Source organism: Streptococcus sp. 477 (genome assembly GCF_013277295.1).
Taxonomy (GTDB): Bacteria; Bacillota; Bacilli; order Lactobacillales; family Streptococcaceae; genus Streptococcus; species Streptococcus pseudopneumoniae.
Genome location: NZ_VMMQ01000024.1, coordinates 1 through 10,298 on the forward strand (window position 1 = coordinate 1; position 10,298 = coordinate 10,298).

Below are 10,298 nucleotides of genomic sequence, written 5' to 3' on the forward strand. Positions count from 1 at the left end.
TCCCCTCTATACACCCCGATAACTGCATAAATCTTGATGTGCGTGTCTTCGGCTGGTGGGAAGTCTAGGATGATGTCTTCGTACTTGTCATTGAGTGATACGAGGCGTAAGCGTCCGTTTTCGGTATAGATCTTCTTAAAGTAAGAACGGTCTCCGTATGCGATAACTGCTAGGTCTCCGTTGTAGGTGGTCAGTCCTTTGTCTACTAAATAGAGAATATCTCCGTCTTGGTAGTCAGGCTGCATGGAGTCTCCGCTGACCTTAGTCGCAATATCGTGATGTGGTGGTTGCTCGTCGACCTCTATAATCTCTCTGTCTGTATCGTCGTACCCAAATCCATAGTTAAATCCAGAAGCTGCTGCCGTCTCAGATACAACCTCAACTTGGTACAAGTCGAGAACTTTCTCCGATACTTCGTTTATCTTCGTTTCTTCTTCGTTTTGACTCTCCCAAAGCTCCTCAGAGGTTCGAAGAACGATTTTTTTATTGTCAGTGTTTAATTTTCGAGCTGTATTTGTAATTTTTTCTAAAAGGGAGTCTGATTGTGCGGTAGAAATCTTGTTTTCAATAAGGTCAGATTTATTTATATTAAAATAGTTTGCCAAAAGTTCAATTTTACCAATCCGAGGATAAGTTATTCCTTTCAGCCAATCACGAACTGTAGTGTATTTTAAATCCAAGTCTGCGCATAATGTATTTCTGTCTACCCCTTTTTGCTTCATGTAAAAACTTAGATTATTGGCAAAAATTTCTTTATTTTCGACTGTCATTTCCGTCCCTCCTTATATAGTATATTTTACGGCAAAAACGCAAAAAAGTAAAGAATAAAATAAAAAATCGCGAAAAAAACGTAAAAAACACTTGACATTGCGGTTAAACCGCAGTATAATATAATCAAGCTTAAGGAAAAGGAGGTAAGGCAAATGATGGAACACATCATAAAAAGCCTAGCAACCAAGGACACTGCAACCGTCATCTTGGCACTAGGCTTAATCAGAGAAGCACGTTTGTGGCACAAACAAATCTTAGAACACAAACGTAAGCTTCAAAACAAAAAGTAGAGAAAGGGGCGACGCCCCAACCTCTACTTGATAGTGTACCATCATTTGCCGTGAAAAGCAATGAGTGAAGAAACTGGATTGATAATCCTAGCAGGATTTGTGATTGTATCTTTTACTATTCGTCAGATAGTGAAGTGCCGATGTGATAAAAAAGATAAGGAGTAGGGAATGGAAAGTGTTGAAATTGTTGAATTGATAAAAATTACATTTAAACGAGGGAAAGGGACAGAAGATGACCCGGTTAGAGTTGTAACTCAGTATTGGGACAAAGAAAATGTATTAATCTTTGAGAAAGATTAATTATCTCTTCTTTCGATAGAATTTCGGTAGGAATCAGGTAATAGGTTATATATGTCTAGAATTTTTTTAGGTTGTGTGATTCGATTATCTACAATCAAGTTGATAAAACTTAACAATGATAAAGCTAACTCTTTGTTATCTTTTATGTCTATTTGACCTGGATGTACAGCATTATTCCCTATTACTCTAACACTGTCTAGCATTTGTTGGATTTCTATTGGCATTCCTTTAGAGACAAGACTTCCAATTTGGGTATTTAAATCTTTACCTTGTGCGTTTAAATGAGCAACAAGCTTTTCAATAGCTAGACGGGATAGAGCTGCAGAAGCTCTAGGCGATATATTTAGAACTTCTCCAGCTTCAATATAGATTTCTTTCACATCATCAGGCATATCATTATTAGGTTTAGGTACTCCTTCGGCAACATTTGGGAAAATTAATGTCGACGTTGCATCGCTTGTGTTTAATACTATCCTGGAGCCATACGTTATTTGGATTTCATTTGTTATCCAAATAGAAAATTGATTACAAGCCTGACATTGTGCAATTATAATAAATTTGATAGATTCTTTGTAATCTCTATTGATATCAATAGGATTATAAGTCCATAAATGGGAAGAGAAACCTGAACATACAGGGCATTGAAATGCTTTTGAATTGCCTGCGAAGCGACTGCCTAGGCTTAATTTAGAAAGATCAAATGACATATTTTTTCTCCAATCGTTTTATTTTGATTATACCACATTTGAAAGGGGGGTGAGAAAATGAGACCAAGACGATATCCGTATAGTGGGAAAAGAAAAAAGCAATCTGATAGACAGATTGCTAAGTTAAAAAGAGATATTGATGTAAATCGTACAAATATATCATCTTTAAAATTCGTTATAGAAACTTTAAGTAACCATCAGAATTATCGATAACTTGATAACCTTGAGCAGTTGCTTCTTCGATAATTTCAGCTTTAGACATTTCAAAATCAGATAACTGAATTACTGCGCTAGGTTTATCAGTAGTCGACTCTGAAAAATAAGATAATAGAATATTATCGAGATTTTCCCAGGTTAGTTTCTTAACAACGTGGTTTGGCTTATGGCTAAGCTTACTCATTTTTTGAACCTCCTTTCTATTGGAATTTTGACTAAAACGGTGAGAGGTCCTAGTCAAGAGTATTATAGCAATTTAGGAGGATATTACATCAGTCTTGAGGCTGATATAGGAGGTTGAATGGAAGATAAAATTATCGAACTTGCTGATTACTTCATCAGCGAGAACACAACGTACAGAGAAGCTAAAATAGCGTGTGAGAAGCTATTGAAACAAGTCAGCCATGAGATAGAACTCAGGGCGATGGAAAGTAGGACGAGGGGGGACGATAATGGAACAGCCGCATGTTAATGTTGATATTTCTGGTATGGAAAAATTAGCAGAAGTAACTCAAGAGGAGACTGAAAAAATATTAAGTTATGATGAAATCGAATTGCTAAAACCAATTACTCATCTTCATAAATCTATCTTTAGGCAAACAGAATACTTATCAGAGCAGTTGACTGAAAGGTTTCATCACCTTGAGGACTACAATAGTCCCATAGATGAAGAAACAATTAGATTAGCTGAGGTGACTATAGAATTTTATAATCTACTAATCAAGTCTCCTAGTATTAGTACAGTTGTCAAGGAGATTGTGAGCGAGGGACATAAGAGTTAAAGCGGTTAAGGCATCATTAACACTATCTGGATTGTAGTATTTAAGTTTATGTGCTTTGGAATTACGATAAAGATGTGCGATTGTCAGAAGTAAATTCTTCAATCCTTTATATTCACTTTGTTCGTCAAGAGTCTGTAATTTATTTCCGTTGATAATCATAACGGGTTCTTTGATTTTAAAACATTGGTCTATTAGACTTGCTGAGTCCAGAGACGAACCGGTTAGTAAACGAATGCGGTGAAAGATTCCTTTACTTGCTTCAAATACAGCATGAAAATAATTTTCTTGTAAGAGTTCCTGGGTGCAGAATTTTAAAACATTTGGATGAACATTTAATGTTCTCAACATATGATCAAGTGATTCAAATCGTTTCTTTGCCTCAACTAATGTTTTTGAAGCAGTAGTAATAACTACATGTCCATTATCTGATATGGCAAGGCCTTTTAGGGAAAGAACGACATTTAGTTTTAATCTTAAGTTTTCAAAATCTGAAACTTTATCGATGTACCGCAAAGGATTGCAGATATACTCAATTACAAGTTTGATATTAGATTCATCTTGTGTTTTGTTGAGTATATCAGACATGATATTGTGAACTCTATAGTGTTTATTGAGTCCAGAGTTCTGGTCGTTTTGGGAATATCCTAAGACTTCTCCCATCCTTGTGATTTCAGAATGTGAAACATAATCAGATAGTATTTTACTGATTGTATCTACAAATTGTGTATCAATACTTAACATAGTAAACCTCGTTTTTATTCTATTATACCAAATTTAGAAAGGAGGTAGGAACGTGACGAAAATGACATTAAAAACACTAAGAACACTCAAAAACTGGAGACAAAGTGATGCGGCAGCAGCTGTGAATGTATCAGTTGATACGTGGGGGCATTGGGAACGTGGGATAACAGAACCTAGTGTTTCGAAAGCATATCAAATCGCTAGTGTTTTCGATGTATCAGTAGATGATATTATTTTTTTATCCGATATTGCGGTTTGACCGTAATAAAAGAGTAGAAAGGAGAGCGTATGACAGATTTTAAAGATTTAGATTGCCAGTTCATCTTTCAGGAATCCAACTGAAGATTATACAGCTGTTAGTAATAGTTTTATCAACGATCCTGCGCTGGATTTTACAGCTGTCGGTATCATGATGGTGGTACTGGCTAATCACCCAAACTGGCAAGTCTATCCAGAAGAAATAGCTAAGCGGAAAGGTGTTAGTCGAGACACAGTTGATAGCTACTTCAAAATATTAGAAAAAAATGGCTACCTACGAATTGTTAAAAAAGGCATGGGACGTGGTAAAGGAGTTCGTGTTTTCAGATTTTTCTCAGATGTAAAAATATCTGATTTCCAATTCGATATTATGAAACAGAGATTAAATGAAAGTATATCTAAGTTATCCACAGGTTAGAATTTACATTTTCGATTTTTACAAATCTGTATTTTACAAATCTGTATTTTACAAATCTGTATTTTACAAATCAGAAAATTTAGGCACTAATAAATATTAACTAACAACAAGTATTAAATAACAATAAATATTAACTAACAACAAGTCCTACTTATCTTAATAAATAAAAGAGAGGTTAGAAAAAATAAATACAATGGAGAAAGAAATGAGACCAAGACGATATCCGTATAGTGGGAAAAGAAAAAAGCCTATCAATTTTCAGATAGACTTAGAAAAATTCAAGCGTCTTAGCTATGAAGCCATTCATGATACTTCTCAAGTAACTCAATAGGAGGAAGGAATAAAATGATTCACCATTATATAACTCACTATGCCAGCAATGGGAAAGATTACGCCGAAGCATGGATTCAAATTGATTTTTTGGGAATGTGCTTTTGTGTATGGAAAAAGCGTACAACCATTGAACGATTGTACGCAAACGAAGATTAGACTTTTTCCAACCGTTGCCTTTAGCAGATGTCGGAGGGAGCCGATCACCTTTTCCGATAGTTGCGGTATGACCATTAGTAACTTTTCCGCCACGAGGTCCTACCTCTACATAGCGACCAGGTTTCTGATTATCTGTTCCAGGTTTTATTGGAGTATTTGCCATACTATCTCCTCCTTTCTATTGGAATTTTGACTAAAACGGTGAGAGGTCCTAGTCAAGAGTATTATAGCAATTTAGGAGGATATTACATCAGTCTTGAGGCTGATATAGGAGGTTGAATGGAAGATAAAATTATCGAACTTGCTGATTACTTCATCAGCGAGAACACAACGTACAGAGAAGCTAAAATAGCGTGTGAGAAGCTATTGAAACAAGTCAGCCATGAGATAGAACTCAGGGCGATGGAAAGTAGGACAGTATGAAAGAAGCAGTAAAGGAATTTCTAAAATTCAGGAGCCGATTTACAAAAATAGAATGGTTTGAAATTAACCAAGCTATCGAAGCTCGTTTAAATCAAAAAGCCGACCAGTTGAAACTGGACGACTTAGATTTAGAAATCATTTCTAGCAGACTAGAAAAAGTTATCTAGAAACGATTTGAATGAACATTGGATGGATACGATAGTCAGCGCCACGATAGTGAATGTAGATATAATCCTGATGGTACATCGAGTTTGCTTCAGGTTTAGAAATTGGTGAGTAGAGTTCTGCATTTTCTTCCCACCAAATGTAAGGACTAGCCATATTTGGTCCCATTACACAATCGTCGTCGGCTGATAGGTTCACCCAATTTCCGCAAAGACATGCGTGAATTTCAGTCATAATATTACCTCCTTTCTGGTTTCATTATAGCAGAAAAGGAGATAGCAAAAAAGCACCTGACGGCAATCAGGCGCATGACAAAATTATTCAAGAAAATTATACCACGAAAGGAGCAAAAATGGAAACAGTTCAAATCGTGAGAATTAAAGACGTGATCATCGAGAAGATTTCTGCAAACGATGAAGAACTAGAGCACATCTTTGGATGTTCAAAACGACAAGCGGGAGATATGAGGCGAGAGATGAAAAAATTACCTAGTCAACAAAAATACCTTAGAAACGATGGTCAGCTTGTCACAATCAAAGGTTTTGATGCTTATCTGCAATATCGAGGCAGTCAATCATGGAAGAAAGAAATGTCTAAAACCGTTAAGATGACACGATAGCAGAATAATAACTACTAACTTTACAACAAACTACTACTAATCTAAATAAAAGAAAGGGATAACTGAGTTATCCACAGGAGAAAAACAATGATTAACAAAGACCAAATTATCAAAGCGCAACAGGAAAAAATTGAACGCATTGAACAGTTACAAAAAAAGCTACATAAATTATCTACGCTTGGATTGCTAACTACAAAACTTTTGGGGCTACCTAATGAGTTAGAAAAGCCGTTGAAAGTAACCCACGACATCTCACATGTCATCAAGGATGTATTGGATGGCATGAGCCCAAGTGAGGCGATTAAGCAGAATATGGCAGAAGAAGATGATGAAGAGGAAGAATAATGTTTGAACCACCATTAGTTAGCCAGCTTTTAGGAACTGGTGCAGTGATTTTAGGATTTATCGGTGCAGGGCTTCTAGCTCATCAGATGGATAAGCAGGAAGAGGAGAAAATCCGCCAGAAGGAAGAAGAAAGACGAGAAGAGCAAGAATTTGCGTCTATGATTATCCAAGGTTACAACCAAGCATACGAACGTGGTAGAGAGGCACAGCGACAAGAAATCCGCAAGAATATCCGCAGAGAGTTCAAAGGCTTCACCTACGACAACGAACCGCCTCAAGGATTGCGCCCTGAGCCTCTAGCCTTGCCAGAACCACGAAGATCACGCTATGAAAAGTATTTGGGGTAGAGCAAAGGAGACGCTAATGACTAGAATTGAACTTGAAAACCGTGTATGGCTTTTGGCCAATCATGAAGAAAAAAACGAATTGCTGGATCTTGGGCTAACATCAAAGGCTAGATATGTGAAACGAGTGCTGGAACTTGGAAAGGTGTATGCTCATGTTTGATTACGACAGAGATATAATGCAACCGCCTGAAGAACGTGAGGAACTTGACCCAAGCCAGTACATCTATGTTGGCTGTGGGCAGTATCGATACGTGGGGGATGAAGTATGATTCAGGAGCTACACGAAGAAATCGACAACTGGCGAGCTGAATATCTTCATCTTGGCCGAGAACTCGGAGAAATCATCAACGACCAACAGGATATTATTTTGAAATTGCAAAACGAAAATCGACGCTTAAAACGTGAAAATTGGAATTTGAAGAAGACGAAAGGAAGAAGAAAATGACAAATAATCAATTAGCAACGCAGACAAAACGTGATATTACTATTGACCCAAGTTCATTGACTGGGGCAGACATCAAAAAGTATTTTGACCCACAAAACCTGTTGACTGAAAAACAAATAGGTCAGGCTCTAGCCTTATGTAAAGGTCGCAATCTTAACCCATTTGCTAACGAGGTCTACATTGTGGCTTACAAAAATCGTAATGGAGGCACAGAGTTCAGTTTAATTGTCTCCAAAGAGGCTTTCTTGAAACGTGCCGCTCAATGTAAAGACTATGAAGGCTTTGAGGCTGGAGTAGTGGCGGCAGATAGCGAGGGTGTTATGCACGAACGCAAAGGGGCAATCATGCTCCCAGGAGACACATTGATAGGCGGATGGGCAAGAGTGTACCGCAAAAATTTCAAGGTACCTGTGGAGATCTTTGTTAGCCGTGAGGAATATGACAAGAAACAAAGCACTTGGAACTCTATGCCAGCTACTATGATTAGAAAGACGGCTCTGGTAAATGCTCTTAGAGAGGCTTTCCCTGAGGATTTAGGCAATATGTACACAGAGGATGACGGCGGAGAAACATTTGACCGTATCAAAGATGTCACACCTCAAGAAAGTCGAGAGGATGTCGTAACACGCAAGATGGCTCAGATTGAGCAATTCAATAAAGAACAAGAGGCGAATCACCCAGTTCCTGAACCTACTCAAGTTGAGAAGACAGTCCAAGGCGAACTCTTAGAAGAAATGGAGTACTAACATGCAAGAATTACAAGTAAGTGTAACACAAGCTCAGGTTGAAATTTTAGACCGTGAGTTGTTTGAACAAAATATTAAAGAGGTGGTAACGAAGTACCAGAATTACACAGTTACTGCTTCGACAATCAAGGACGATAAGCAGGTATTAGCTGATCTCAGAAAACTGTTCAAGCAGATATCTGATGAACGTATCAAAATCAAAAAGGTTTTGTCAAAAACCGCTGATGATTTTAACGAATACATCACAGAGCAGGTTGAACCGCTTGATGGTGTTATCAAAAAGATTGCGAAAGATGTCAAAGAGTTTGAAGACCACCAGAAAGCACTCAGACTGGATACTGTTAAGGGTTACATTACAAATAAGGCGTCAGAATACATGCTTGACCCTCGTCTATTTGACGAGAAGGCCCTTGAGTATGTCAAGGCTGGCGATTTCATGGCTGACGGCGTGACGCTTAAAAAAGCCACTATGAAGTCACTTGATGACATGGTCACATTTGAGTTTCAGAAACAAGAAGAATACAAGAAAACCATCTCAGCAATCTCAGGGCAATGCGCTGAGTACGGAATGACAGACCAGCCATATATTCGGATGTTGAAAGACATGACTTTGGTTGAAGTGTTGGAACAAATCAAGGCAGACTACGCTTTTGAAAAGAAAAAAGAAGAAGTTAGATTGGCTCAAGAGCGAGCTGAACGAGAACGTGAGGAAGTTTTAGCTCAGCAACAAGAGAAAGCGCCAAAATCAACGGAGACCGCAAAATTTGACCCAGAAACGGGCGAAATCTTAGACAGTAGGCAATTATCCCAAAACCAACAAGAAGCCGTCAGAGGGGCTGAAAACGGCTTAAAACGATATACCCAAAAAATGACCTTGGAAGTATATTTCGCCAACACGGAAGAAAAAGACTATTTCAAGAATAGCCTTGCGGATTTGGGATTTGAATACAAAAAAAATTACACTGTCCAAGGTTATCAACGAATTGAACCGTTGACGCAGGCAGAATTGGATGAACTGATTAAATAAACCAACTATTTCCATTTTGGAAACAACTCAAAAACCAACAAGCCGTGCATTCTTGTAAAACTGCGAACTAGAAAATGCGTCAGTGACATTTATGTGACTTTGGACGAATGGCGCAAAGAATTTCACTCACGCTTGCTTTGCTCACAATTTGGCAGGCGTGGGATTTTGGTAGAAAGTATGGCAGCGATGAGATTATGGAACTGAATGAGGTGTTTTGATGAATAGACTAAAAGAATTAAGACAAGAAAAAAATCTATCTCAAAAGGAAATAGCAAAAGAAATGAGCATATCAGAAAAGACTCTATCACGCTGGGAAAACGGAGAAAGCCAAATTAAACCAGAAAAAGCCCAACAATTAGCTGACTACTTCGGGGTAAGCGTTGGGTATCTGTTGGGGTATGAAAGTAACCCATTGGAACGACTGGAAAGCTTAGTTGATGAACTAAAGGAACACAAGGACTTGTTAGGAGTTCTGGATTGGTACACAGTCTTTGATTTAGCTAATGACATTCTTGCAATAGCAAGCGTGGAAAAAGCTAGGTGTTTAGGGAGGTTGAATGAAGGAGAGATTGATCCTTAAATTTGAGTTAAACAGAAAGCAGATGATTAACTCAAATGATAGACCGCACTTTCATCAAAAGGCTAAAATCACTAAGTTTTTACGGCAGTTAGCTGCATATGAGGGCAACAATGTACTGAGAGATTACTTTGGCTTACCTTACAGCGAGGACAAACCTTGCAAGGTTAAGGTTCGGATATATCCTCCGACAAATCGGAAGTATGACCCACCGAACTGGTCGCCCACAAGCAAGGCTTTGTTTGATGGTTTGACGGACGCTAAGATTTGGACAGATGATAATTACAACGTGATAGTATCGACTGAGTTCATGCACGGTGGCAAGTCCGGAAATAAGAATTATAGGATTGAGCTGGAGATTTACGAATATCACGAGATATTGCAGAGGATAGTTGATGGGATTTGATAGGAGGATAGAAATATGATTGGAGTAACCTATCAGGAAATTCATCTCTTTGTTGAGTTTTTGAAAAAGCAGTATGGGCAAGGGCGTCCAGACTATATTGAAGCCCTGAACGACTTAGACGGTATGGTGGAAGTCTCCTATAGAGAAGCTATTGAAAGATTTTTAGACGATGAAGTACGATAAACAGGTAGTAATCGAAGGACTGAAACGTACAATTGAGCAAAAT

General features: G+C 38.0%; 22 protein-coding genes and 2 pseudogenes. 18 read left to right on the plus strand and 6 right to left on the minus strand.

What is annotated here, in order from left to right:
* On the minus strand, nucleotides 1-770 hold a 770-nt coding region (locus HT691_RS04130; protein ID WP_172925263.1), incomplete at its 3' end, for a S24 family peptidase.
* Nucleotides 771-923: 153 nt separating this feature from the next.
* Here HT691_RS04130 and HT691_RS04135 point away from each other — a divergent pair.
* Entirely contained in the window at nucleotides 924-1,061 is a 138-nt protein-coding gene (locus HT691_RS04135; protein ID WP_079247785.1) for a hypothetical protein, read from the plus strand.
* A 168-nt stretch (nucleotides 1,062-1,229) separates the two neighbouring features.
* Nucleotides 1,230-1,361 (plus strand): hypothetical protein, encoded by a 132-nt coding sequence (locus tag HT691_RS11510; RefSeq protein WP_000446473.1) that lies wholly within the window; start codon nucleotides 1,230-1,232, stop codon nucleotides 1,359-1,361.
* Here the strand turns inward: HT691_RS11510 and HT691_RS04140 are convergent.
* Together HT691_RS04140 and HT691_RS04145 are read right to left on the minus strand one after the other, a co-directional pair.
* On the minus strand, nucleotides 1,358-2,068 hold the full coding sequence (locus HT691_RS04140; protein WP_000006951.1) for a DUF4145 domain-containing protein: 711 nt from the start codon (nucleotides 2,066-2,068) through the stop codon (nucleotides 1,358-1,360). The genes HT691_RS11510 and HT691_RS04140 overlap by 4 nt on opposite strands.
* A 175-nt stretch (nucleotides 2,069-2,243) precedes the next feature.
* Entirely contained in the window at nucleotides 2,244-2,468 is a 225-nt protein-coding gene (locus tag HT691_RS04145) for a hypothetical protein (RefSeq protein WP_000040990.1), read from the minus strand.
* Between the two features lie 117 nt (nucleotides 2,469-2,585).
* On the opposite strand from HT691_RS04145, the gene HT691_RS04150 reads away from it, so the two are divergent.
* The gene (locus HT691_RS04150; protein ID WP_172925264.1) at nucleotides 2,586-2,756 is read left to right on the plus strand and encodes a hypothetical protein; all 171 of its coding nucleotides are present in this window, start codon (nucleotides 2,586-2,588) and stop codon (nucleotides 2,754-2,756) included.
* Nucleotides 2,737-3,066, plus strand: coding sequence for a hypothetical protein (locus HT691_RS04155; protein ID WP_230558129.1), 330 nt, complete (start codon nucleotides 2,737-2,739; stop codon nucleotides 3,064-3,066). The genes HT691_RS04150 and HT691_RS04155 overlap by 20 nt, the downstream gene beginning before the upstream one ends.
* On the opposite strand, the gene HT691_RS04160 is transcribed toward HT691_RS04155, so the two are convergent.
* Complete coding sequence (locus HT691_RS04160; RefSeq protein ID WP_023937574.1) at nucleotides 3,001-3,807, minus strand: TIGR02391 family protein; 807 nt, start codon at nucleotides 3,805-3,807, stop codon at nucleotides 3,001-3,003. The genes HT691_RS04155 and HT691_RS04160 overlap by 66 nt on opposite strands.
* A 52-nt stretch (nucleotides 3,808-3,859) precedes the next feature.
* Between HT691_RS04160 and HT691_RS04165 the strand changes: the two genes are divergently transcribed.
* Together HT691_RS04165 and HT691_RS04170 are read left to right on the plus strand one after the other, a co-directional pair.
* Complete coding sequence (locus tag HT691_RS04165; RefSeq protein ID WP_055387710.1) at nucleotides 3,860-4,066, plus strand: helix-turn-helix transcriptional regulator; 207 nt, start codon at nucleotides 3,860-3,862, stop codon at nucleotides 4,064-4,066.
* A gap of 150 nt (nucleotides 4,067-4,216) precedes the next feature.
* Complete coding sequence (locus HT691_RS04170) at nucleotides 4,217-4,483, plus strand: HTH domain-containing protein (RefSeq protein WP_023937570.1); 267 nt, start codon at nucleotides 4,217-4,219, stop codon at nucleotides 4,481-4,483.
* A 490-nt stretch (nucleotides 4,484-4,973) separates the two neighbouring features.
* Here the strand turns inward: HT691_RS04170 and HT691_RS04175 are convergent.
* A pseudogene (locus HT691_RS04175) lies at nucleotides 4,974-5,135 on the minus strand (YjzC family protein); the annotation flags it as partial.
* Nucleotides 5,136-5,251: 116 nt separating this feature from the next.
* Here HT691_RS04175 and HT691_RS04180 point away from each other — a divergent pair.
* Both HT691_RS04180 and HT691_RS04185 read left to right on the plus strand, forming a co-directional pair.
* The gene (locus tag HT691_RS04180) at nucleotides 5,252-5,395 is read left to right on the plus strand and encodes a hypothetical protein (RefSeq protein ID WP_023934258.1); all 144 of its coding nucleotides are present in this window, start codon (nucleotides 5,252-5,254) and stop codon (nucleotides 5,393-5,395) included.
* Complete coding sequence (locus tag HT691_RS04185) at nucleotides 5,392-5,562, plus strand: hypothetical protein (protein WP_000656630.1); 171 nt, start codon at nucleotides 5,392-5,394, stop codon at nucleotides 5,560-5,562. Before HT691_RS04180 ends, HT691_RS04185 begins: the two co-directional genes overlap by 4 nt.
* Here HT691_RS04185 and HT691_RS04190 read toward each other — a convergent pair.
* Nucleotides 5,555-5,716, minus strand: a complete 162-nt coding sequence (locus HT691_RS04190) for a hypothetical protein (protein WP_237701456.1) — start codon at nucleotides 5,714-5,716, stop codon at nucleotides 5,555-5,557. The genes HT691_RS04185 and HT691_RS04190 overlap by 8 nt on opposite strands.
* A gap of 196 nt (nucleotides 5,717-5,912) precedes the next feature.
* Between HT691_RS04190 and HT691_RS04195 the strand changes: the two genes are divergently transcribed.
* From HT691_RS04195 to HT691_RS04240, 10 genes and pseudogenes are all read left to right on the plus strand, one after another.
* Complete coding sequence (locus HT691_RS04195) at nucleotides 5,913-6,179, plus strand: hypothetical protein (protein WP_000450963.1); 267 nt, start codon at nucleotides 5,913-5,915, stop codon at nucleotides 6,177-6,179.
* An 87-nt stretch (nucleotides 6,180-6,266) separates the two neighbouring features.
* The gene (locus HT691_RS04200) at nucleotides 6,267-6,524 is read left to right on the plus strand and encodes a hypothetical protein (RefSeq protein ID WP_000608473.1); all 258 of its coding nucleotides are present in this window, start codon (nucleotides 6,267-6,269) and stop codon (nucleotides 6,522-6,524) included.
* Nucleotides 6,524-6,871 carry a hypothetical protein gene (locus tag HT691_RS04205; protein ID WP_000462836.1) on the plus strand — a complete coding sequence of 116 codons (348 nt, stop codon included), beginning with the start codon at nucleotides 6,524-6,526 and terminating at the stop codon, nucleotides 6,869-6,871. The genes HT691_RS04200 and HT691_RS04205 overlap by 1 nt, the downstream gene beginning before the upstream one ends.
* 16 nt (nucleotides 6,872-6,887) lie before the next feature.
* Nucleotides 6,888-7,031, plus strand: coding sequence for a hypothetical protein (locus HT691_RS04210; protein ID WP_000196747.1), 144 nt, complete (start codon nucleotides 6,888-6,890; stop codon nucleotides 7,029-7,031).
* A 105-nt stretch (nucleotides 7,032-7,136) separates the two neighbouring features.
* Nucleotides 7,137-7,316 (plus strand): hypothetical protein, encoded by a 180-nt coding sequence (locus tag HT691_RS04215; protein WP_138699568.1) that lies wholly within the window; start codon nucleotides 7,137-7,139, stop codon nucleotides 7,314-7,316.
* A complete protein-coding gene (gene bet, locus HT691_RS04220; RefSeq protein ID WP_050222896.1) occupies nucleotides 7,313-8,062 on the plus strand; it encodes a phage recombination protein Bet in 750 nt (249 codons plus the stop codon). Before HT691_RS04215 ends, bet begins: the two co-directional genes overlap by 4 nt.
* Nucleotide 8,063: 1 nt before the next feature.
* The gene (locus HT691_RS04225) at nucleotides 8,064-9,089 is read left to right on the plus strand and encodes a DUF1351 domain-containing protein (protein WP_172921762.1); all 1,026 of its coding nucleotides are present in this window, start codon (nucleotides 8,064-8,066) and stop codon (nucleotides 9,087-9,089) included.
* 217 nt (nucleotides 9,090-9,306) lie between these two features.
* Nucleotides 9,307-9,489 (plus strand): annotated as a pseudogene (locus HT691_RS11260) (helix-turn-helix transcriptional regulator); the annotation flags it as partial.
* 157 nt (nucleotides 9,490-9,646) lie between these two features.
* Nucleotides 9,647-10,072: a crossover junction endodeoxyribonuclease RusA gene (locus HT691_RS04235; protein WP_050242940.1), complete on the plus strand. Its 426-nt coding sequence runs from the start codon at nucleotides 9,647-9,649 to the stop codon at nucleotides 10,070-10,072.
* A gap of 15 nt (nucleotides 10,073-10,087) precedes the next feature.
* Nucleotides 10,088-10,255 carry a hypothetical protein gene (locus HT691_RS04240; RefSeq protein ID WP_078929772.1) on the plus strand — a complete coding sequence of 56 codons (168 nt, stop codon included), beginning with the start codon at nucleotides 10,088-10,090 and terminating at the stop codon, nucleotides 10,253-10,255.
* Nucleotides 10,256-10,298 lie beyond the last annotated feature (43 nt).